Annotated in this window: 24 protein-coding genes; 16 read left to right on the top strand and 8 right to left on the bottom strand. The window is 40.0% G+C overall.

Annotated features, from left to right (window positions below; genetic code table 11):
• Nucleotides 1–124: 124 nt before the first annotated feature.
• Both V7147_RS16185 and treC read left to right on the top strand, forming a co-directional pair.
• Nucleotides 125–499, top strand: a complete 375-nt coding sequence (locus V7147_RS16185) for a DUF488 domain-containing protein (RefSeq protein ID WP_335368864.1) — start codon at nucleotides 125–127, stop codon at nucleotides 497–499.
• Nucleotides 500–747: 248 nt separating this feature from the next.
• Nucleotides 748–2,436 carry an alpha,alpha-phosphotrehalase gene (treC, locus tag V7147_RS16180; RefSeq protein ID WP_335368863.1) on the top strand — a complete coding sequence of 563 codons (1,689 nt, stop codon included), beginning with the start codon at nucleotides 748–750 and terminating at the stop codon, nucleotides 2,434–2,436.
• A 58-nt stretch (nucleotides 2,437–2,494) separates the two neighbouring features.
• Here treC and V7147_RS16175 read toward each other — a convergent pair whose 3' ends face one another.
• Both V7147_RS16175 and V7147_RS16170 read right to left on the bottom strand, forming a co-directional pair.
• The gene (locus V7147_RS16175) at nucleotides 2,495–2,638 is read right to left on the bottom strand and encodes a hypothetical protein (RefSeq protein ID WP_335368862.1); all 144 of its coding nucleotides are present in this window, start codon (nucleotides 2,636–2,638) and stop codon (nucleotides 2,495–2,497) included.
• Between the two features lie 391 nt (nucleotides 2,639–3,029).
• A complete protein-coding gene (locus V7147_RS16170; RefSeq protein WP_335368861.1) occupies nucleotides 3,030–3,257 on the bottom strand; it encodes a DUF1128 domain-containing protein in 228 nt (75 codons plus the stop codon).
• A 105-nt stretch (nucleotides 3,258–3,362) separates the two neighbouring features.
• Here V7147_RS16170 and V7147_RS16165 point away from each other — a divergent pair, with 105 nt between their 5' ends.
• Genes V7147_RS16165 through V7147_RS16155 form a run of 3 tightly spaced genes read left to right on the top strand, consistent with a single transcriptional unit; the run spans nucleotide 3,363 to nucleotide 5,046 of the window.
• On the top strand, nucleotides 3,363–3,842 hold the full coding sequence (locus V7147_RS16165) for a low molecular weight protein-tyrosine-phosphatase (RefSeq protein WP_335368860.1): 480 nt from the start codon (nucleotides 3,363–3,365) through the stop codon (nucleotides 3,840–3,842).
• Nucleotides 3,843–3,848: 6 nt separating this feature from the next.
• Entirely contained in the window at nucleotides 3,849–4,202 is a 354-nt protein-coding gene (locus V7147_RS16160) for a YtxH domain-containing protein (protein ID WP_335368859.1), read from the top strand.
• Nucleotides 4,203–4,206: 4 nt separating this feature from the next.
• Nucleotides 4,207–5,046 carry a YihY/virulence factor BrkB family protein gene (locus V7147_RS16155; RefSeq protein ID WP_335368858.1) on the top strand — a complete coding sequence of 280 codons (840 nt, stop codon included), beginning with the start codon at nucleotides 4,207–4,209 and terminating at the stop codon, nucleotides 5,044–5,046.
• A 262-nt stretch (nucleotides 5,047–5,308) separates the two neighbouring features.
• On the opposite strand, the gene V7147_RS16150 is transcribed toward V7147_RS16155, so the two are convergent.
• Nucleotides 5,309–7,243: a heavy metal translocating P-type ATPase gene (locus tag V7147_RS16150; protein WP_335368857.1), complete on the bottom strand. Its 1,935-nt coding sequence runs from the start codon at nucleotides 7,241–7,243 to the stop codon at nucleotides 5,309–5,311.
• Nucleotides 7,244–7,594: 351 nt separating this feature from the next.
• Between V7147_RS16150 and V7147_RS16145 the strand changes: the two genes are divergently transcribed.
• Nucleotides 7,595–8,080 carry a DUF2975 domain-containing protein gene (locus V7147_RS16145; protein ID WP_335368872.1) on the top strand — a complete coding sequence of 162 codons (486 nt, stop codon included), beginning with the start codon at nucleotides 7,595–7,597 and terminating at the stop codon, nucleotides 8,078–8,080.
• 10 nt (nucleotides 8,081–8,090) lie between these two features.
• Nucleotides 8,091–8,303: a helix-turn-helix domain-containing protein gene (locus V7147_RS16140; RefSeq protein WP_335368856.1), complete on the top strand. Its 213-nt coding sequence runs from the start codon at nucleotides 8,091–8,093 to the stop codon at nucleotides 8,301–8,303.
• A gap of 36 nt (nucleotides 8,304–8,339) precedes the next feature.
• On the opposite strand, the gene V7147_RS16135 is transcribed toward V7147_RS16140, so the two are convergent.
• Together V7147_RS16135 and V7147_RS16130 are read right to left on the bottom strand one after the other, a co-directional pair.
• Nucleotides 8,340–8,486 carry a BH0509 family protein gene (locus V7147_RS16135; RefSeq protein WP_335368855.1) on the bottom strand — a complete coding sequence of 49 codons (147 nt, stop codon included), beginning with the start codon at nucleotides 8,484–8,486 and terminating at the stop codon, nucleotides 8,340–8,342.
• Between the two features lie 322 nt (nucleotides 8,487–8,808).
• Nucleotides 8,809–9,972 carry an MFS transporter gene (locus V7147_RS16130; protein WP_335368854.1) on the bottom strand — a complete coding sequence of 388 codons (1,164 nt, stop codon included), beginning with the start codon at nucleotides 9,970–9,972 and terminating at the stop codon, nucleotides 8,809–8,811.
• Between the two features lie 322 nt (nucleotides 9,973–10,294).
• Here V7147_RS16130 and V7147_RS16125 point away from each other — a divergent pair, with 322 nt between their 5' ends.
• The 4 genes from V7147_RS16125 (at nucleotide 10,295) to V7147_RS16110 (ending at nucleotide 14,099) form a co-directional block, all read left to right on the top strand.
• A complete protein-coding gene (locus V7147_RS16125) occupies nucleotides 10,295–10,681 on the top strand; it encodes an OsmC family protein (RefSeq protein WP_335368853.1) in 387 nt (128 codons plus the stop codon).
• Nucleotides 10,682–10,955: 274 nt separating this feature from the next.
• Nucleotides 10,956–12,020: a calcium/proton exchanger gene (gene cax / locus V7147_RS16120; protein ID WP_335368852.1), complete on the top strand. Its 1,065-nt coding sequence runs from the start codon at nucleotides 10,956–10,958 to the stop codon at nucleotides 12,018–12,020.
• A gap of 296 nt (nucleotides 12,021–12,316) precedes the next feature.
• On the top strand, nucleotides 12,317–12,949 hold the full coding sequence (locus V7147_RS16115; protein ID WP_335368851.1) for a YczE/YyaS/YitT family protein: 633 nt from the start codon (nucleotides 12,317–12,319) through the stop codon (nucleotides 12,947–12,949).
• Between the two features lie 331 nt (nucleotides 12,950–13,280).
• Complete coding sequence (locus V7147_RS16110; protein ID WP_335368850.1) at nucleotides 13,281–14,099, top strand: YfkD famly protein; 819 nt, start codon at nucleotides 13,281–13,283, stop codon at nucleotides 14,097–14,099.
• 325 nt (nucleotides 14,100–14,424) lie between these two features.
• On the opposite strand, the gene yfkAB is transcribed toward V7147_RS16110, so the two are convergent.
• Entirely contained in the window at nucleotides 14,425–15,546 is a 1,122-nt protein-coding gene (yfkAB, locus tag V7147_RS16105; RefSeq protein WP_335368849.1) for a radical SAM/CxCxxxxC motif protein YfkAB, read from the bottom strand.
• Nucleotides 15,547–15,750: 204 nt separating this feature from the next.
• On the opposite strand from yfkAB, the gene V7147_RS16100 reads away from it, so the two are divergent.
• Nucleotides 15,751–15,939, top strand: a complete 189-nt coding sequence (locus V7147_RS16100) for an SE1561 family protein (protein ID WP_335368848.1) — start codon at nucleotides 15,751–15,753, stop codon at nucleotides 15,937–15,939.
• Between the two features lie 266 nt (nucleotides 15,940–16,205).
• On the opposite strand, the gene V7147_RS16095 is transcribed toward V7147_RS16100, so the two are convergent.
• Nucleotides 16,206–17,399 carry a DUF4317 domain-containing protein gene (locus tag V7147_RS16095; RefSeq protein WP_335368847.1) on the bottom strand — a complete coding sequence of 398 codons (1,194 nt, stop codon included), beginning with the start codon at nucleotides 17,397–17,399 and terminating at the stop codon, nucleotides 16,206–16,208.
• 125 nt (nucleotides 17,400–17,524) lie between these two features.
• Between V7147_RS16095 and V7147_RS16090 the strand changes: the two genes are divergently transcribed.
• From V7147_RS16090 to pdaA, 3 genes are all read left to right on the top strand, one after another.
• Complete coding sequence (locus tag V7147_RS16090; RefSeq protein ID WP_335368846.1) at nucleotides 17,525–18,775, top strand: MFS transporter; 1,251 nt, start codon at nucleotides 17,525–17,527, stop codon at nucleotides 18,773–18,775.
• 68 nt (nucleotides 18,776–18,843) lie between these two features.
• A complete protein-coding gene (locus tag V7147_RS16085; RefSeq protein WP_335368845.1) occupies nucleotides 18,844–20,376 on the top strand; it encodes a fumarate hydratase in 1,533 nt (510 codons plus the stop codon).
• A gap of 409 nt (nucleotides 20,377–20,785) precedes the next feature.
• Nucleotides 20,786–21,565 carry a delta-lactam-biosynthetic de-N-acetylase gene (gene pdaA, locus V7147_RS16080; protein WP_438824602.1) on the top strand — a complete coding sequence of 260 codons (780 nt, stop codon included), beginning with the start codon at nucleotides 20,786–20,788 and terminating at the stop codon, nucleotides 21,563–21,565.
• Between the two features lie 42 nt (nucleotides 21,566–21,607).
• Here the strand turns inward: pdaA and V7147_RS16075 are convergent, their stop codons facing one another.
• A complete protein-coding gene (locus tag V7147_RS16075; protein ID WP_335368844.1) occupies nucleotides 21,608–22,201 on the bottom strand; it encodes a lysozyme inhibitor LprI family protein in 594 nt (197 codons plus the stop codon).
• A gap of 216 nt (nucleotides 22,202–22,417) precedes the next feature.
• Between V7147_RS16075 and V7147_RS16070 the strand changes: the two genes are divergently transcribed.
• Nucleotides 22,418–22,629 (top strand): DMT family transporter (locus V7147_RS16070; protein WP_335368843.1); only part of this gene is annotated, 212 nt, incomplete at its 3' end.

Genomic DNA, 22,629 nt, shown 5'->3' with positions numbered 1-22,629 from the left:
AACGTCTTTATGACCCACATCCTGTGGGCCTAAAAATCGGGCGCAAATGCGCCAAAGCGCATTTGAATAATAGAAGGGGCGAAAACATTGCGTTTTTTCCCTTTTTTAGAAAGGAAAGCGAAAAATGATCGTGTTAAAACGAATTTATGACCCAGCGAGTAATGAAGATGGAAAACGAATACTAGTGGACGGTATTTGGCCCCGAGGTATTTCTAAGGATAAAGCCCTGCTTGATTTGTGGATGAAAGAAATCGCTCCAAGCACTGAGCTGCGCAAGGAATTTAACCACAAACCAGAGCGATTTGAAGAATTTAAAGAGCATTACATAAAAGAATTACAAGAAGATGAAGAGAAAAAAGTTGCGATAGAGGAATTATTGCGGATGACCGGGGAGGGGAAAGTTACTCTTCTTTTTGGGGCAAAGGATGAGGTACATAATCAGGCGATCGTGTTGAAGGAAGTGCTGGAGCGTGAAATGGACAAGCGTCAAAACGGTTAGTGGCTGTATTTTCAAGATAGTGGTAGTATTTCTCGGTTAGTGGCCGTATTTTCGAGATAATGGCCGTATTTCAGAATTAGTGGCAGTATTATCAACCAATAGCAATAAATGAGCTACTACATCAATTTGCTTCCACAGGTTGCAATCATTTGACCAACTTGTATATACAAGTTACACTACTACTATAAATAACTTTTTTTATTTATGAAATACTACAAGAATAATAACTATTTATGGTGGTGTAGCAGTTGAAACAGCCTTGGTGGAAGAAGTCTGTCGTATATCAAATTTATCCAAAGAGTTTTAATGACACAACTGGTAATGGTCTTGGTGACCTTCAAGGGATCATCGAAAAACTCGACTATTTGAAAGCATTAGGTATTGATGTTATTTGGTTAACGCCAATTTATAAATCCCCGCAACGTGATAACGGGTACGATATTAGTGATTATTTTGCAATTCAAGAAGAGTATGGCACGATGGAAGATTTCGATCGCTTGCTTGAAGAAGCTCATTCTCGCGGCATCAAACTTATTATGGACATCGTAGTCAATCATACGTCAACCGAAAACGAATGGTTTAAGCAATCTCGCGAGTCAAAGGATAATCCATATCGGGATTTTTATATTTGGAAGGACCCAGTAGACGGTCATGAACCAACTAATTGGGAATCAAAATTTGGTGGGAATGCTTGGAAGTATGATAAAAAAACAGGTCAATACTACCTTCACCTTTTCGATGTGACTCAAGCGGATCTCAATTGGGAAAACGAAGAAGTTCGCAAAAAAGTCTATGATATGATGACTTTTTGGTTTGAAAAAGGTGTAGACGGCTTCCGTTTAGATGTCATCAATTTAATTTCAAAGGACCAGAACTTCCCTAATGATGATGGTTCGGTAGCCCCTGGTGATGGCCGAAAATTCTATACAGATGGTCCTCGTGTCCATGAATTCATGCATGAAATGAATCAGAATGTATTTTCGAAATACGATAGTATGACTGTTGGGGAAATGTCCTCAACAACAATTGACGATTGTATTAAATATTCGAATCCTGACCGTGAAGAGCTAAGTATGACCTTTAATTTTCACCACTTAAAAGTGGATTACCCAAACGGGGATAAGTGGACGGTTGCGGATTTTGACTTCCATGAGTTAAAAAGAATCCTCTCAACGTGGCAGGTAGAAATGCACAAGGGTGGGGGTTGGAATGCGCTATTTTGGTGCAACCATGACCAACCGCGCATTGTATCGAGATATGGTGATGATGGCAAATATGTAACGGAATCAGCGAAAATGCTCGCGACAACGATTCATATGATGCAAGGTACGCCATATATTTACCAAGGTGAAGAATTTGGCATGACCAATCCGAAATTCGAGGATATCTCTGAATATCGCGATGTCGAATCCCTGAACATCTACAATATTAAAAAAGAACAGGGTTTGAGTAACGAAAAAATCATCGAGATTTTAAAACATAAATCGCGAGATAATTCACGGACACCTGTACAATGGGATGCATCTGAGCATGCTGGCTTCACTAGCGGGACACCGTGGATTAATGTTGCTGCCAATTATAAAACCATTAATGCAGAAAATGCGTTAGAGGACAAAAACTCAGTCTTTTATCATTATCAAAAATTGATTAGGCTCCGCAAGGAATTCGATATTATCACTTACGGTGATTACGAACTATTGCTTGAGGAAGACTCGCAAATCTTTGCATATGTTAGAAACGGGGAAAACGAGAAGCTCCTTGTTGTAAATAATTTTTACGGGAAAGAAGCGACATTTGAGATTCCAGAAAGTATTGGAATCGAAAAATACGCAACTGATTTACTCATTTCAAACTATGGAGATTCACAAACTGATATTTCAAAAGGGATCAGCTTACGTCCATATGAATCAGTCGTGTTTCATTTAACGCAGAAATAAAAAAGTGTAGACGTTTCGCCTACACTGTCGGAGCCATGCCCATTTGGGTGTGGCTTTTTTAAAAGTCTCGATCTTCCGGTACAGGGTCAATCCGTGTAGTATCGTCGTGATTCATCGATGATGCGAAAAAGTAAAACCAGAATCCAGCGGAGATAAAATATAACACAGCAATTCCAATGAGCGTTAGCCATAGACCTAGCAAGTGTATTCCCCCCTTCAGATTAGCACTGCATTATGCAGTCAAAACAGACAAAATGAACCTGTCCCAGAACAAATTGCCCCTTTCTATACTTATATGCAGGAGGGAAGAGTTATTGACTGAAATTTAGAAATTGAGTAATTGGGTTTTTGCCGGGGGGTATGTTTTTTTGTGGGGTTTAAGCGTCTTCACTGGGGGATATGCGTCTATCTTTGGGTATTTGCGTCGCTTCACGGATTTATGCGTCTATTCTGAGACATTTGCGTCGCCTCGTGAAAATATGCGTCGATCCTCGTATATTTGCGTCACCTCGTGAATATTCGTGTCGACTCCACATCCCATTGTTTTAAAAAAAATAAAAAGCGGCCCTCATGGCCGCCATCTAAATTATGTATTATCTGATTTTGCGTAGACTACCGAGTTCTTCGACAATCGCTTGCATTTCATTCGGACTGAATGAGTTCTTTTTCATGGTGAGGTCGTAGATGTCTTTTAATTCCTCGTACATTTCTTCATCAAAATGGGAAGGCTTAATTGCACCAAAGTTTAATACTTTAAGCTTCTCTTTGATTTTTTCTATCATAAACTCTACATTTTCGACCGACTTTTGTGAGAGATCCATGTTTTCATCCTTTCAATTTTCAGTGTATTCATATTGTATCATGTTTCTGTTATTATTTAATATGGCATACAACGGAAAAATATAACATAAAGGAGTATTTACAAGATGATAAAAGTATTATTCGTATGTTTAGGGAATATTTGCAGATCACCAATGGCGGAGGCTATTTTTAGAGATATGGTTAAAAAAGACGGACTCGCCAATGAAATTCAAGTCGATTCAGCGGGTACTGGGGATTGGCATATTGGACACCCGCCACATCAAGGCACACAAACCATTTTAACCAAAAATAATGTATCCTTTGAAGGAATGAAAGCACGCAAAGTTATTCAAGCGGACCTTGAACAATTTGATTACATTATCGCGATGGACTCTGACAATATGAGGAATTTAAAAAGAATGACTGGTACAGAAAAAACAGGTCAAATCAAAAGATTGCTCGATTTTGTCGAAGACAGCAAGGTTACAGATGTACCTGACCCATATTACACAGGGAATTTTGATGAAGTGTATGAACTTGTGAGTAATGGTTGTAAGCGTCTTTTAGACGTCATTAAAAAAGAAAATTTCGTTGGAAAGGAGTAATCCAAAATGACAAAACGCAATAAAATGGTGGAAGGCATGGTCATTGGGGCTGTCCTTGGAGCGGCGATTTCTTTATTTGATAAGGAAACAAGAGAGCAGTTTTTACATACTAGTAAAAGAGTTAGTCGAAAAGCAGTTGATGTGATGAAAAATCCACAGGGTTATACAGAGCTGGTTAAGGACCGATTCAATACGGTCCGTACAACGATTGAGCAGGTGGCAGAAGACGTTCGCATCGTAACCTCGAAGGTAAATGAAATCGTTGAAACGACACCAGAATTAGTTGAAGCAGTGAAGGAAACAAAGGACGCAATTTCTAATAAAACGGAAAGTATGAGGGACGATAATATAGAGAGGTGAAAAGATGGCCCAAATTCGAACGTTAGATTTGCGGTTTCTAAAGGAAATCATTTTACGATATAAGGAGGATGAAGTAGGCAGTATGTCAGCGGAACTTGCCTATTTTTTCTTACTTTCTCTATTCCCATTTTTAATCTTTCTAGTGACACTTATTGGGTATTTACCGATCTCCCATATTGATGTATTGGCGTTTGTGAGGGAGTACGCACCAGCGGGTACTGTTGACATGATAGAAGAAAACTTGAATTTCATTGTTGGTTCGCAAAAAGGCGGTTTGTTATCCGTTGGGATCATCGGTACATTGTGGTCTTCGTCCAATGCGATTAACGCAGTCGTTCGGGCGTTTAACAAAGCGTATGATGTGAAGGAAACTCGGAACTTCTTCTTCACACGAGGAATTTCGATTTTATTAACATTTGGGATGATGATTGTCATTATCGTTGCTTTGTTATTGCCGGTCTTCGGTAAGCAAATTGGAATTTTTATGTTTTCTTCCTTTGGCCTGTCAGATGAGTTCTTAGATGTTTGGAACGGAATTCGTTGGATTGTGAGTGCGACGATCCTGTTTATTGTATTTACTTTTTTGTATTGGGTTGCTCCGAACCGAAGGCTAAAAATTAAGGAAATCATATCTGGAGCCTTTTTTGCGACCTTTGGGTGGATGTTTGTTTCCCTCGCATTTTCATACTATGTGAACAGCTTCGGGCATTTCTCCACGACGTATGGAAGCCTAGGAGCCATCATTGTTCTTATGATTTGGTTTTATTTATCGGCGATGATCATCATCATCGGTGGAGAAATCAATGCGATCCTTAACTGCCATCGAATTAGGGACGGCCGGTAATTATTTTTCCGGAAGTTACCTTCATTGAAAAGGGGGCAACGAGAGATAATAAAGGTTGTAAGTACATTACAAGGAGGCAACCATTATTATGTCTAAAAAGAATGGCAACACAAAGCAAAAAGGAAAAAATAAAAATCCAAAACAAAAAACAAGCAGTTCTGCTAACGGCAGCAACGGCTACCATTAGGAACTAGAGGGACGGTTCCACTGGTCCCCAATATGATAAAAAGGACTTGACCGATAGGGTCAGGTCCTTTGCTTTTTAGGACTTCAATAATCGAAGTCCATTTAAAATGACAAGTATCGTGCTTCCTTCGTGACCAATAACGCCAAATGGAAGGTCAATGATTTGAAAGAAATTAGAGATAATCAACAGCATTATCACGCCGATTGAAAAAATAATATTTTGTTTGATAATTCGATTCATACGTTTTGAAAGCTTTACGGCTTCCGCGATTCGTGGAAGGTCATTTTTCATGAGAACGACATCTGCCGTTTCAAGTGCTACGTCGGTTCCTTGCCCCATCGCAATCCCGACATTAGCCGTTGCTAAAGCAGGCGCATCATTAATTCCATCTCCGACCATGGCAACTGTATCATATTTAGAAATCAGTTCTTTAATATGGGTTACCTTTGTTTCCGGTAAACATTCGGCGATATGTTGGTCAACATGGCTTTCCTTAGAAATGGCTTCTGCCGTCTTTTCACCGTCACCAGTAAGCATAACCGTGTAGATTCCAAGGTCTTTTAAGGCTGAAATAGCTGAAACCGTGTCTTCACGGACAACATCCTTCAGTGCCAGAATCCCAGCAATGCTGTCACCTGATTTTACATAAACAATTGTTTTACCTTCAGAGGCCAATTGTTTCGCAACACCATCTTTAAAAGCAGATGCCGCATCTTTTCCGACAAGATCGGATTTCCCGATTAACCAATTCGTTTCACCGACTGTTGCTTTTACACCATATCCAGGCATATCCTCAATTCCGTCGATTGAAATCAGTTCTTGACCAATCGATTTGACATGACCCACGATGGCCCCAGCCAATGGATGTGTGGATTGATTTTCAATTGAAGCAACGATTTGTAAAAATTCATGTTGTTCCATTGAATCTGCAACAATGACATCTGTTACAACAGGCTTACCTTTTGTTAATGTTCCCGTTTTATCAAGCGCAATCGCTTTTAGGTTGCCGAGCTGCTCTAGGTGTACGCCGCCTTTAAAAAGAATTCCTCGCCTTGCCCCATTTGAAATCGCCGATAGGGTTGCTGGCATAATCGAAGCAACGAGAGCACATGGGGACGCAACAACAAGTAAAATCATCGCCCGGTAAAAAGTCTCCGTCCATGTCCAGCCTAATAAAAAGTGAGGCAGAAACATCATCAAACCAACTGCTATTAGAACAAATTTTACATATCTACCTTCAAACCTTTCGATAAATTGCTGTGAAGGTGATTTTTCATTCTGTGCGGATTGAACAAGCTTAATAATTTTTTGGAATAACGAATCTTCATTTGGCTTTGTCACTTCAACGGTAATCGATCCTCGAAGGTTAACCGTTCCAGCAAACACTTCGTCACCAAGGGATTTTCGCACTGGAATCGATTCACCGGTAATGGCCGCTTGGTCTACGTTTGTCTCACCTTTTAAAAGCTTTCCATCCGCTGGAATGCGCTCGCCGGGCTTAACCAAAATGCTATCCCCAATTTGAAGGGAAGAAACATGTACAACCCGTTCGATCCCATTTTGAATCAGAGTTGCTTCTTCAGGCTGCAGTCCCATAAGAGACGAGATCTCCTTGTGACTCTTGTTCATCGTATAGGTTTCAAGGGCACCACTTAGAGCGAAGATGAAGATTAAAATGGCCCCTTCATTCCAGTAGCCAATGATCGCAGAGCCGATCGCAGCAAAGATCATCAGCATTTCCACATTCAATTCTTTTTCAGCAATTGTATCTGTAATACCTTCCTTTGCTTTTGCGTAGCCACCAATTACAAATGCAAGAAGGTACAAAATGATTGAAGCTGTATTTTGTTCCAAATGACCGAATGTCCATGCGATCGCAATTAACACACCACTCGTTAAAGCTGCAATTAATTCTCCGTGAAGCCTTACTTTTTCAAGGAAAGGAGATGGTTCTTTATCTGTTTTATATAGATGCTGTTGCGCCGGAGCAGTTTTTACTTCAGTACTCATTACATTCGCCTCCGTTTTCTAATTGAGAAAAATAATCATTTATTCTATTTAATTGAGAATTATAATCAACTTTGTTTTGGTAATTGAGAAAGGGAATCACACTCAACATGCCATTTAAACAAGAAAACTGCAATCATTTTGATAGCAGCACTTCATTTTAGATATTTTTAATTTATAATTATTATTAATTATAACATATTGAACAGATTTTAAAAGTCTTTTTTATAATTATTTTAAATAAGACTACGGATATGGTGTGAATTAATAATTTTTTATTGAAAAACAATAAATAATAAGATAAACTAATAAAAAAGACAATCAACAAGTGAGGTGCTTGTATTGGAAGAAATAATGAAGCTAAAAGAACGAGGGAATACACTCTTTTTAAAAGTAGCGATCTTTTTTATGGGAATCGTTGTATTGGCTTTATGTATTTATTGGCTACCTTGGGCGGCAAATAATTTAGCAGTGGAAAATCCGGAGTTTGCATATTTAAAATATCCTCTTTTAATTGGAATCGAAATCATGATAATCCCGTATTTATTTGCGCTTTATCACGGCTTAAAACTACTTAGTTATATTGATAAAAATACTGCCTTCTCACAAAAATCGGTAAGATCTTTATCATTCATTAAATATTGTGCGGCCATCATTAGTGCATGGTATGTCATTGGCTTCTTTTTCGTGATTTCACAAGATGCAGGACAACCTGGTGTCTTGCTCATTGCATTGGTCATTATTTTCGCATGTTTTGTTGTATCGGTTTTTGCTGCCGTTCTTCAAAAACTTTTGAAAAATGCTATCGACATTCAAGAAGAAAATGACTTAACAGTTTGAGGTGAAAACAATGGCAATCATAATTAACGTAGACGTCATGTTAGCAAAACGAAAAATGAGTGTAACTGAGTTATCTGAAAGGGTCGGAATCACGATGGCCAATCTGTCCATTTTAAAAAATGGAAAGGCAAAGGCTGTTCGATTTTCCACATTAGAAGCGATTTGCAAAGCGCTAGACTGCCAGCCGGGGGATCTTTTAGAATACAGAGCAGATGAACATTAAAAAACTCGCCAAACGATGGCGAGTTTTTTAAATCCATTATTCCATCATTTCCTCTACCTGATAATAAGTTGTGTCGTAGATATGCTCGATATCTTCATCCGTCATATACATTAGCTCCATTTTATCGATGCCTTTTACCTTTTCAATAAACTCCATCATGTTTTTGCGTTCTTGCCTACTCATTTTAATCGTCTCCTTTATTTTTTTTTGTCCTATTCATCTGTATTAATACAGTATATTTATGTTGTTTGTATTATATAACAGTTTTCTTAAAAACGTCAACAAAATTCTGGAAAATAGGCAACAAATTTAGAAAAGCGCAGGGGTGCGGATTAAGGAACATCGACTAACTACCGCCACGTCCTTTGGCAAACGTCGATGTCAACACTTCTTGCGCAAGTCAATCATAAGACGAGCGCTGATAGAGGGTGTTTTTTAGATTGGCTTATGACCTCGAGCTGATGGCACTGGGAGCTGGCAACAAAAAAGACCTCCAAAAAGGAAGTCAATTTTCAACCGTTTTAACTGCGGTTTTCGAACCAAAAACAGTTAATACCATAAAGATTACGAAGAGAATGGTCCCGATCACATTGAAAAAGCTGATGCTTTCGAAGTACTGGATAAATAGTCCACCAATAAGCGGTCCACTGAGGCTACCGATACTAAAAAAGATTCCACAAAGAAGGTTACCGGTTGGAAGCAAATTTTTCGGCATTAAATCTGTCATATAAGAGATGCCAAGTGAAAATGTCGACCCAACCGCCATTCCTGCAAACGTAATACAGAGCCAAAGTCCAACATGAGAGTGTTCTAGGAAGCTGGCAACCGTAAAGCTTAAAAACCCTATAAAGAGTACAATCGTTAAAATAGTTCTTCGTCCAAATTTGTCACTCAGAACCCCCAATGGAAGTTGGGTAATGATACTACCAAGCGCAAACGACGTTAATAATATCGATACAAATGTAACATTTAAATCAATCCGTAACCCGTACACTGGGAAGCTTCCGTTCAAGGATGACTCCAAAAATCCATAGGTCATTGGCGGTAAAAACGCAACCCAAGCATACTTCCAAGCTTTTGAAAAACGATTGATTGTTTCTTTAAATGAGTTCACACCCATATCTGTTTGCGGAAACTCATTTTTTAATAGGAATAAGAAGAACCAACCGATTAAACAAAGGACAGAAGACAGGATAAACGGCAATGATTCATTGATACTGATTAACGGTGTCATTAATGGACCTGTGGCAAAGCCTAGCCCAAAGAACAATCCATATAAGGAGATATTTCTTCCGCGCTTATTTTCTGGCGAAAACGACGTAATCCATGTTTGGGTTCCAAAATGCAAAGCGTGATCGCCAATTCCAATAAAGAGACGCAGCACAAACCAAAACCAAAACGATTTCAATAACGGGAATAGGGCAAGTGATATGACCACGAGCAAACCACCAAATAGAATGACAGGTTTATAGCCATATTTGCGCAAAGGATACTCCATAAAAGGTGATACAAATAAGATTCCTATATAAAGGGCGGTTGCATTTAATCCATTTAAGGTGGATGACAATCCGCTATTTTCAAAGATTACAGCAATTAGCGGCAACAGCATGCCCTGGCTGAACCCCGAGACGGCCACTATGCTCACTAATATCCAAAACCGCAATTTCATGTTGTTTTCCCCCAGTTCATTATCCTATTAATCATACAAAAATATCCTGTGATTGGAAATGGAAATGATTTAACTTTATTCAGTAGAAGTCCCTACTTCGTTAAGTGTGTGGTGAATGGAAAAAAGAGTATATAATACAGTGGACGGTTCGAACCCGGACTGAATTTAAGGAACTCAGACTAAGAATGCCACGTTCTGTGGCCACGTCTTTGTGACCCACATCGTGTGGGCCAAAAAATCGGGCGCAAATACGCTAGGCGCATTTGATTCAGGGGAAGTTTTGATACACTAAAGGTAACAAAATGAACAGGGGGCGTTTTTCATGATTTTTAAAATGAAGGAAGTTGGCTTTTACACAGATGTCGAATATGGGGAGTTACATGTTGCAGGTGATGAGGCATATGGGTTTCGACCTTATCAGCTTTTAGTATCATCCATCGCGGTTTGCAGTGGTGGCACGCTTCGCAAGATTCTCGAAAAAAAGAGAATGCAGGTGGAGGACATCACTATCAATACGGAGGTTGAAAGAAACGAGGCTAAAGCGAATCGTATAGAAAAAATTCATCTCCATTACATCATAAAAGGAACCGATTTAAACGAACAAAAAATCGAGCGTTCCATTGAGGTTGCTTCCCGCAATTGTCCAATGGCCCAGTCGGTAAAAGGAAGCATTGAAATTACGGAGACTTTTGAAATCGTGGATGCATAAAAACAGAATAGTGGAACATAATTTTGATTATAATAAACTACGCACACTGGCGTAGTTTTAACTTTTTCAGGAGGTTTTGAACTCTCCAGAAAAAATTAAAACCTCCTGCGGATGCCAAGATTTTTTAAGGGAATTTTTCGATCAGTAAGATCGAAGACTAAAGGCGCCACATCCTGTGGCAACGTCTTCATGACCCACATCGTGTGGGCCTAAAAATCGGGTAAGAAAATGCGCAAGTCGCATTTGAAACAGGTTAATGGAAGGTTGTGTCACGATGAATCGACTTTTTATGATTATGGTTGTGATTGGTGTTCCACTTTCAGTAATTGGAAGCCTTCTACATTGGTCAGCCGTCATCATGTTTATTGTCTACTGTTTAACGATTATCGCCTTGGCTGGATTTATGGGTAGAGCGACGGAAAGCCTCGCGATTGTTGCTGGACCAAGAGTTGGGGGTCTGTTAAACGCAACCTTTGGAAATGCAGTTGAACTTATTATTTCTATTTTTGCTCTGAAGGCGGGGCTTGTTACAGTTGTACTCGCATCGTTAACCGGGTCTGTGCTTGGCAACCTTTTACTTGTTGCGGGTCTTTCGTTTCTAGTTGGAGGTTTTAAATATAAGCGACAGAAATTCAGTGTCCATGATGCACGACATAACTCCGGGCTGTTGATTTTTTCAATTATTCTCGCTTTCGTCATTCCAGAGGTATTTTCAATGGAGATGAATGATCAGGATACATTTACATTAAGTATCGGTATTTCGGTCATTTTGATCCTGTTATATCTAGCAGGCCTTTTCTTTAAGCTTGTTTCCCATCGCGGGATTTACCAACAGGATTCTGAGCAGGTGGAAAAAGAAAATGAAGAGCATGAAGAGCCCGAATGGGGGAAGTGGAAGGCGATTATTATTCTGGCATTGTCGACGGTTGCCGTCGGGTATGTGTCTGAAAATCTCGTTCATACCTTTGATATTGTCGCGCAAAGGTTTGGCTGGAGTGAAATTTTTATCGGGATTATTATCGTGGCGATTGTTGGAAATGCGGCTGAGCATGCTTCTGCTGTTATGATGGCTTATAAAAATAAAATGAATGTTGCGATCGAAATCGCGATTGGCTCAAGCTTGCAGGTTGCCATGTTTGTTGCACCACTCCTAGTCTTGATTTCATTGTTCCTTGATACACAAATGGCGCTCGTGTTTTCGATACCAGAATTAATTTCGATGATTACCGCGGTATTTTTAACGATTGCTTTAACGAATGATGGAGAAACAAACTGGTTTGAAGGTGGAACTCTGTTAGCGGCGTACGCCATTATGGGGATTGGGTTTTACCTATTATAAGGACAAAAAACGACTCTGTGCAGACCTCATCTACACAGAGTCGTTTGGTTTCTTATTGCTTTCTTCTAAGTACTTTTAAGGGATAACTTTCATGGGTCTTCTCATCGTTCGGCAATCGAATAGCATACCCCCTGTCGTTAAGGTATGGTCGACTTATCCCTCCTTCAAGTAAGGTATACTTTATATTATTAACCTAACATTAAAAATATTCTGTTAAAATTTAAAATATCGGTTAATTTTTTTGAGTCAATTATAATAAATGCAATGTTCAATAATTAACCATAGGGAGATCAACTATGATCACTAGACGAATTACGTTTTTTTGCGTTGGGTTGTTTATCTTGGCACTGGGAATCAGTTTAATGATTATTGCGGATATCGGTGCTGGGGCATGGGATGCGCTCAATGTCGGGCTATCCAAAACAATTGGACTCACAGTCGGAAACTGGGTCATGATTGTCGGCATTTTAATCATGTTAGTAAATGCACTATTGCTTCAGGCAAGACCAGAATTTTTAGCAATTGGAACCATTATTTTAATAGGCTTTTTTATTGATTTTTGGTTATTGATTGCGTTTGACGAATGGAACCCTGAAGGCTGGATCGTGCAGTTTCTTGTTTTATTAGCAGGACTGGTGATTGCTTCACTCGGAATCGCCATTTATTTGCAGGCTAAATTTCCGTTGTCACCACTTGATAATTTAATGCTCGCCATCAGCAAGCGATTTAAGCTAAAAGTAGGAGTTTCAAAAACAATTGGAGAAGCGACAGGTCTAATTTTGGCACTTTTGTCTGGTGGGCCGATTGGGATTGGAACCTTGGTTTGTACATTCGGAATTGGACCGATTATTCAGTTTTTTTTTCCGTATTGTGAGAGGTTGATGGAGAAAGGGTTACGGAGCAGAGTGGATTTGGATGAACTCCGATAGAATATTGAAATGAATAATATTTAATTAGTCGGCCTTCCGGATATACCGGAAGGCTTTTAATTTGGACGAACTTTGGGTATGTCCAATATCTGAATGCTTTTGTCCGATATATTTCTTTCATTGTCCGATATCCCGGCCCGATTGTCCGATAAAATCAAAGGTATGTCCGATATCTCAAAAGCGAAGAATAGTTAGCCAAGCTTTCGGTGAACGGGAAGTTGTTTCAGTGGTTTTATAGTTAATACATTTTAAAATTTCCTAATAAAAGGATGGATAATCTGCAAATTCTTCGAAAACACTAAGCACAAAGCCAAGGAAAGGAGTACCGTCTATGAAACGAAAATTTCTTTTTATAGTTACCGTCATTTTGATGTTTGGTTTAGGTGCAGGAAATGTAATGGCGGAAGGTACCAATAAAACAAAGGGTAATCAAGTAAATAAATTCAAAATTCCTAGTTCAGTTTTAGACATTTCACAGGATAACACCTATCCGAACCCAACTCAGGATTTACCATATCTCCAGCCAAGTAAGCTCACAACCGAGCTTATTAATAGTGCTGATGTAGAAATAGAAAATCCGGATCTTATTCGTATATTAAATGAGTCAGCTATCCAGACGACACCACTTGCGCTTGGATACCGTGCAACCATTTACTTAGGTCAGTGGCCGCTAAATTATGAATCGTCTGAAACAAGCACGAATTGGGAGTATGAAAAAATCAACACAAACTACATTGACAATCGTGGGGGTAATTCTCCATACAAACTCCACTACAAACAAGAAATGCAGAAGATTGTCAGAGGCGGATTAACTGCAGAAATTCAGGATGCAGACGATGTAAAGAAAATGATGCTAATTGAAGCTGCGAAAAAGTCGAAGCTTCCACTTTCCTTTACAACAATCATTGGTGGAGGAACGAAAAAGGGTCAAATTTATAATGTACCACCGAAAAGACTAGGGTACTTATATGCATATGCGCCAGCAGTCAATGAAAAAGGAAAGGTTACATACGGTGAAGTCTACCTTGTTTTAAAAGGAAGCAAAAAGTCCATCGTTGTTAAGAACGTTACCCACCAAGGAATTGGCGCCTGGATACCTGTCCAAGACCACGTATCTTATGGTTTCATCGTTTCAGAAAATCCGAGATAAAAATTTATTACTCGGCCTTCCGGTTGAACCGGAGGGCTTTTAAAATGGATGGGAAATTGGGTTTGTCCGATATAATAAGGATTTTGTCCGATTTAATCCAATCTATGTCCGATATCCCTCTAGGATTGTCCGAAATATTTCAATCTATGTCCGATATCCTAAAAAAGAAATTCGGGCGAAACAGTCATCGCCCGAATTTTTTTATGTCTAGCACTAGACGCCATCGGCTCTCTGGTCTAAGCCAATCGCTTCGGAAGGTAAAACGCACCTTCTGTCAGCGCTTGTCTTATGCTTATCGCGGATATGAAGGCGTTCAATGCTTTTCTCACATATTTGCACGACGTTTTGTAAAGTCATCCACTTTGTAATACGCATTTTTCACGAGGATGTTTGGCCCAAGACATTTTACTGCAGGGCAGTGACAGCTTAATTCCTTCGCGATCTTTGTTTCCGACCAGCTATCATATGCATCTTGAAGCGAGGTTGTTTGAATGTTTCCAAGTGGAGGGGTATCGCCAAAATCGGTTACAATTATATCTCCGTTGAAAATATTCACATTGAGACGCGAACGGCCATCAGGGTCATTGCGGACCGTCACATTTTTACTTGAATAGAGTCTCTTTAATATTGCGAGATCCTCCTCATTGTCGCTGCACGCATAAAACGGCAATGTACCAAATAGCATCCAGACATCTTCAGTGCGAATATCGAGAAGATGATGAATGGCGCTCCGAATTTCCTCAAGTGAAAGAACCTCGAGATTGCTTGCGAAATCGCTTGGGTACATAGGGTGCACCTCGTGCCGACCACACTCCATTTCCTCCACAATTTGCTTATGAATTGTTTCTAAATGGGGGAGAGTCCGTTTGTTCAACATTGTCTCTGCTGCAACCATTACACCAGCTCTTGATAAAGCTTTACTATTATCAATCATCCGCTGAAAATAACGTTCACGCTGCTCAAATGATGGCTTTTTCTCCATCATCGCAAATCCGCCCTCGACAAAATCATCGACTGTTCCCCAGTTATGTGAAATATGAAGCACATCCAAATAAGGAACGATTTTTTCATATCGTGCCAGGTCAAGTGTAAGATTCGAGTTGATCTGAGTACGAACCCCTCGTTCATGGGCATACTTAAGAAGAGGAACCACATAGTTGTCTACAGATTTAGTTGAAAGCATTGGCTCGCCACCAGTAATACTTAAGGAACGAAGCTTCGGAATTTCATCAAGGCGTTTAAGCATAAGCTCTATAGGCAACCCGATAGGATCCTTCGGTTGCAATGTGTAGCCAACTGCACAATGCTCACATCTCATATTGCAGAGATAGGTTGTCGTAAATTCTATATTGGTTAGCTGCATTGAGCCATATTGCTCAACATCTAAATAAGCCTCCCACGGGTCATGAGCAGGAGAAATTCGAATTGAAGATTGTAAATTTGTCATTATGTAACTCCTTTTTATGGATTTGATGAACCACAAATCGCCATAGGCATTGTATTGAAAAGATTAATAGTTGTCAATGTAGATACATTTATGCATAATGAACAAAGACTAAGAGCTAAGAACGCCACATCCTGTGGCAACGTCTTTGTGACCCACATCCTGTGGGCCTAAAAAAGTAATCGGAAAACGAAAGGAAAATGTCACTTGGGAAACGCCATACATGATAAAGACTCACAAATATCCTATTTAAAAAATCGCCTAAATATGTTTTTAGAGGTCATTGATTCAATGGACCCTGAATCCACCGATCTTGAGGATATCGACCGCCTCATTGGGATGCTCGATGACTTGGAAGGGAAATACGAACGATTTAAGAAGGATTGGAAGGAATAATGATGTTTGGAGGACGCTCATGGTGGTGCTGGGCGTTTGATTGTTTATCACTCAGTAGAAAAGTAGGGGTATTTACCGGAACTGGGTTTATCGGTATATCATTCGACTAAAAAGTAGTGGTTGATATACCGGAACTGGGTTTATCGGTATATCATTCGAGTAAAGCATGACAAAATAAGGCTAAAATACTTCATGATTTCACGGATGCAGCCATCATGAATAAATAAAAAACAGTGGATTTCAAAACGAAATCCACTGTTTTTGCTTTAAAAGGAACCAGTAGAACCGTCCCCGTGGTCTCCTGGATTCTTCGTCTCCAGTGTCAATCCCTCAACAATGACGTCCTCATCAATCTCCAGTAACAAGCAGCGCTTGCCTTGGTACATGATGTATTTGACGTACTTTAGTTCTTTTGGACTCAATTTGAGGTTCGCAACCTTTGTGTTGATTTTGATTTGTTTTGGAACGAGGTTGGCTGCTTTGAATTCATGGTGTTCGTCATCGATGACGTTTTTAAAAGCATGCTCCACTTTTGCTGTGTCCACATTTTCAACGCCGCTCACCGTCAAGATGCGCTCGACATCCTGATAGTTGATCATTGGTGGTTCGCTTTCTTCCTCTTCTTCTTTTTCCTGAACGAAGCGGTCTATTTCCTCATAGACGTTCGAAATAACCTCGGACTCCACCTTATCCCCAATCACATTTTTCAAGATCATCTCGAAGCCGATCTTATCATCTTCCGCCGTCATGATATCTTCACAATTCAGCACATCGGCAATGAAAGAGTAACTAGGCTCGTTCGCCTTGCCGGCAGCGTAAAGGATATGATTCACATCTGCTGCATTGTCAGTAAACGCTGGAAAAAGAAAACCCGTTAACGGAGCGGTTAAATTAATAACCGGGTCTAGCAAAGTATTCGGTTTGAATGTTCTTTCTATATAATCAAAAATCAATGTTTTTTTCGGTTGGTCAATTTTATTTAAAGTGCAAATAATGAGTGGGCTATAATAAACCTCATCAGAGCCACCTAGTTCAGACTCAGCATCACGTTTTCGAGTCGGCTTTCGATACTCGGCACGGAGGAATGTAACCACAGTATCAAACTCATAAACTTTTGAAGCATACATTTTCTCTACGATTTGCAGCATGTGCTCGATCCACTCTTCGGTATCTTCCATTTGCAGCCCATCATACAGAATATCTCGTGTACTATTTTCTCCACCATGCTGAAACTTCAACTCAAACAGCTTCGTATCAAGCTGCCCAGCCAGTGTCTTTTTAAAGTTATCTAGAAACAATTCCTGAGCTTCTTGCTCCAACAGCTCGAATGGCTGACAAATATGGTGATAAATCTCATTGGATTCTTTTTTTACATACACATTGAAAATTTCTTTGATATTTAAGTATTGATTATTTAACTTAAATTGCTTGCGGATGTTTGCGATGTCTTTTTTATTCATTGATCTCAACTCCCATTTTTTGATTATACATGTACAAATCCAAAATTGTAATGATTGATTTTTTCGCATGTGTATGAGCACTACCGATACAAAAACCCATATATATAGTACGGGGGTGGATATCAATGGGCATACAAACGAGTAAATTTAGGTGGGTAATTTTTGCCTCCGTTTTGTTTACATATGTGATCATGTCAAGTCAACGTACCGCACCCGGCTTGATTACAGACCAACTGATGACGGACTTTCAAGTCACTGCAACAACAATCGGGCTATTAACAAGCATCCAATTTTTTGTATACACAGGTCTACAAATGCCAATGGGAATCTTGTCGGATCGGTACGGGCCTAATTTTTTCCTAATTGCGGGAGCCCTCCTGACAGGCGTCGGAACCATTATTTATAGCCTTGGCACCCATGAATTCATTCTCTTTTTTGCAAGAATCCTTACGGGAATAGGGGATGCGACCATTTGGGTTAATTTAGTCCTCATTTTAAGTAAGTGGTTTAATGAAAAAGAATTTACACGGCTCATCGGTGTTGCGGGGATGACTGGGAGCCTAGGATTCCTCATGGCAACCGTTCCTTTTTCAGCACTGATTGTCTTACTTGGCTGGCGCGGGGCCTTTCTTTCAGGGGGAATTCTACTATGTTTGTGTGGAATCTTTCTTTATTTTGTCCTGGTAAAAAAGCCAAACCACCCAATGATTGAGAAAAAAGAAGTCCAGCGTGAAAAAACTTCGGTATTACTACATCGAATTTTTTCAAATCGGCAAGCTTGGGCTTTGTTTCTTTGTCACTTTGGGCTTGTTGGAGGGTATTTAGGTTTTATTGGATCGTGGGCAGTTCCCTATGGAATGGATATTCACGGCCTCACCCGATTGGGAGCAAGTAAGCTCATTATGTTTAGTTTAATCGGGGCACTAATTGGTGCGCCTTTAATCGGTTGGATATCAAGCCGATTAGGCACAATCAAGCGCCCTTATGTATTTTTTCATGTTGTCACAGTTTTATGTTGGTCAACATTTCTATTATTTTGGGAGGGACCACCATTATTCTTACTCATTTCCCTTTTCTTTATCATCGGATTTGCGTTCGGCTCAAATTCCTTAACCTTTGCCGTCGTTCGCAAAACCTTTCCGACAAGTGAATCCGGGATGGTTTCAGGATTCGCGAACACGGGAGGATTTTTAAGTGCAGTATTGTTGCCAGCTATATTTGGAAATGTCTTAGACCATCTTCCATCTGGATACTATTTTGGCTTCATCATTCCCGTGATTTTTTCAATCGTTGGGTTAATCGGAGTGAATTTAATAAAAGAAAAAGATATAAATACTGAAATCGCTTGCAAATCTCTTTCCGAAAAAAACTTCTAGGAGTATAATGAAAATTGTGATTATAGAACATGTATAAAAACGGGGATATAAGGGAAAGGGGAATACAGATGGATAAGCTACAACAAAGTATGTACAAGTTAATTGTAGAGACATCAACAAGACTTCCAAAGGATGTACGTAGAGCGGTTGCTCGCGCAAAAGCGAGTGAAAGTGCGGGTACTCGTGCTGCTATGTCTCTTTCAACCATAACCAATAATATTTCAATGGCAGACGTAAACGTATCACCAATCTGTCAGGATACAGGTCTACCAACTTTCAAAGTGAAAACTCCAGTTGGGGTAAACCAATTAAAAATCAAAGCAGCAATTCGCGAAGCCATTGTGGAAGCAACAAAGGACGGGAAGCTACGTCCAAACTCAGTTGATTCATTAACTGGTAAAAACAGCGGGGACAACCTAGGTGAAGGTGTTCCAGTGATCAAGTTTGAACAATGGGAAGAAGATTACATCGATGTTCGCCTTATTTTAAAAGGTGGCGGATGTGAAAATAAAAACATTCAATACAGCTTACCAACTGAGCTAGAGGGACTTGGTCGTGCCGGTCGTGATTTGGATGGAATCCGTAAGTGTATCATGCACTCAGTGTACCAAGCACAAGGGCAAGGCTGTAGTGCTGGATTCATCGGCGTTGGAATCGGTGGGGACCGTACTTCTGGCTACGAGTTAGCGAAAGAACAGCTTTTCCGTTCAGTTGAAGATGTTAATCCAAACGAAGATCTTCGTCAACTTGAAGAGTACGTAATGGAAAATGCAAATAAACTTGGAATCGGAACAATGGGCTTCGGCGGCGAAACAACTCTTCTTGGTTGTAAAGTCGGCGTCGCGCACCGTATCCCTGCAAGCTTCTTCGTTTCAGTTGCGTATAACTGTTGGGCATATCGCCGTCTAGGTGTTACTCTTGATGCTGAAACAGGTGACATCAACGATTGGCTATACCAGGATGGAGAAGAAATCGACTTCTCTAAAGAACAAGAAGAAGTTGAAGTTAAGTCTGAAACTCGTGAAGTTGTGCTTCAAGCTCCAATCACTGAAGAACAAATCCGTGAGCTTAAAGTAGGTGACGTGGTTAAAATCAATGGCCGCATGTTCACTGGCCGTGACGCAATTCACAAGCATCTATCAGAAAATGATGCACCAGTTGATCTAGATGGACAAATCATCTACCACTGTGGCCCGGTTATGCTTAAGGATGAAGATGGCAACTGGCACGTGAAAGCTGCTGGCCCAACAACAAGTATTCGTGAGGAGCCATACCAAGGCGATATCATGAAAAAGTTTGGTATCCGCGCGGTTATCGGTAAAGGCGGTATGGGGCCGAAGACACTTGCTGCACTGAAGGAGCATGGTGGAGTTTACTTAAATGCAATCGGTGGCGCTGCACAATACTATGCAGACTGCATCAAGTCTGTTGATGGCGTTGATCTCATGCAGTTCGGTATTCCAGAAGCAATGTGGCATCTATCTGTTGAAGGCTTCACAGCCGTTGTCACAATGGACTCACACGGCAACAGCCTACACGAAGATGTCGACAAATCTTCGTTAGAAAAACTAGAACAATTTAAAGAGCGAGTATTCGCTTAAAATATGTTTGGTAGTATGGCCCGTTACGTTTATGCGTAGCGGGTTTTTCTGTGTGGTCAGAATCTCCAGCGAACCGGATTAATATGGCTCGAAATAGGGTTTGGGTCGAAATAATTGGAATTCGGGTCGAAATATCTCCAATATGGACTGAAAAAATGAAAACTTGGGTCGATATATTTCGAGTTTGGACCGATAAAACGAAAACTTGGGTCGATATCCGAAATTAGAGCTAACTTAGCCCCCGAAAAACACATCCAACACCACAAAATTTTATTCCCGCACCCAACAAAATCTTTTTGGTAAACGATTCCCTGCATGAACTCCCTAAATGTGGTAAAAACTAACTCTACTACTAACGGAGTTTTAGGAGGTTTTTCTTTTGAAAAGGCTTTTTGGCATACTTCTTCTTTTGACAGTTACCTTTTCATTGGCTGGTGCACATAAGACGGCGGCAGCTTATTCAAACTCGCCCATCCATTGGGGCTTCAAAAAAAGCAAAAATCATGAACCGGCCTCAGCGGGAGAGGAGTATGATCAACTACTCAAAAAATATGGCGCATTTTACATTGGGGATACAACTAAAAAAGACATCTATCTAACCTTCGATAACGGCTATGAAAATGGCTACACCGAAAAAGTACTTGATGTGTTAAAAAAGAAAAAAGTTCCCGCGACATTCTTCGTCACCGGGCACTATTTAAAAGATCAAGCTGATCTGGTCAAACGAATGGCAAAGGAAGGGCATATCGTTGGCAATCATTCATGGTATCATCCAGATTTAACAAGGGTGAGTGATGAGCGGCTTCGAAAAGAATTAGATTCCGTTCGAGAGGAAACAAAAAAGCTGACGGGACAGGATGTGACTTATCTTCGTCCGCCGCGAGGCATTTTCAGTGAACGAACATTAGCTTTATCCAATAACCTTGGCTATCAAAATGTATTCTGGTCGCTGGCCTTCGTCGACTGGCACATCAACAACCAACGTGGGTGGGAGTATGCCTACAACAATATAATGAGACAAATTCATCCGGGGGCCATTCTTTTGCTACATACCGTATCTAGGGACAATGCAGAAGCACTTGGAAAGGCAATTGATGACCTGCGCGAAGAAGGCTATACCTTCCGAAGCTTAGACCAGCTTATGGCAGAAAAAACGATTAAAGAAGAGTTACTTTTTAATATGGATTAAATAGGAAAAGGACTTAGAATCTCAAACTAAGTCCCTTTCCTTTTACATATATTTTTCGACTAGTTCATAGCATCTTTCTTTGGTGACTTCTGCTTGCTTGCTTATTTTTACTAAGGGCTCCATTGTGCCACCTTCGTATTTAGCAGCCTCTTTACTCGCCGTTTCATATTTAAATTTAATCCATCTTCGTTGTTCTTCCCGTAATTTATCCATTTTTTCAGCAGGAAGCTGTTTCTCTATTTCTTTCCAGATTTTATTTAGTTGGTCGTCCCAGATTTTATAAGTTTCTGCCGCAATTTCTTCCATCTCAATTTGTGTTTCGCCTGCAGGCATGATTTCGATTTCTTTTTCAATCGCTTCGAGTTCATTTAAATATTGGTTCTTAAGTTCGCTATTTTCGGCTGTAGCATTGCCGTTAGTGTCCGAAGCATTGGCATCCACATTTTCATCTGTAGCATTTGCCTCATCACTTTCTTTTGAAACGTCAATTGCGTCATTTTGATCCGCTTTTTCAGAATCCGATTCATTTTCAACGCTCTTAACTGGTTCTTCAGATGGTGAACTAGCCTCCTCATCTGTATTTCCACAGGCAGCTAACAATACCAACAGACCAGTCAACAGTAATAACTTTTTCATTGCAAAAACTCCTTGTAAAAAAATTATGTAATTACACCCGATGGGTTATTCTCTTCAATCATTTTACACCTTCACTAAATAAATCCCAAGGTTACTATTCAATAAGTGTAACATGAGTCCGACAAAAATGTGGTCCTAAATTTTCCCCATGGTTTCCGAACAACAATAAAAAAGGTAAAATGAAATAAGCAAATTTGATGGTAGGGAGGAATCACCATGAATGCATACATTCTTTTAATTCTAGCCATTATCAGTGAAGTGTTCGGCAGCTCGATGCTTAAGGCGACAGATGGCTTCAAAAAATTCCTGCCTTCTGTGGGAGTCATAATCGGATACGGTCTAGCATTCTATGCTTTATCTTTAACATTAAAAACATTGCCACTCGGGTTGGCGTATGCAATCTGGGCAGGGGTAGGGACAGCACTAAC

The sequence above is a fragment of the Bacillus sp. JJ1521 genome, from assembly GCF_036965165.1.
Lineage (GTDB): Bacteria > Bacillota > Bacilli > Bacillales > Bacillaceae_L > Ferdinandcohnia.
This window is presented reverse-complemented; position numbering and strand designations above follow the sequence as displayed.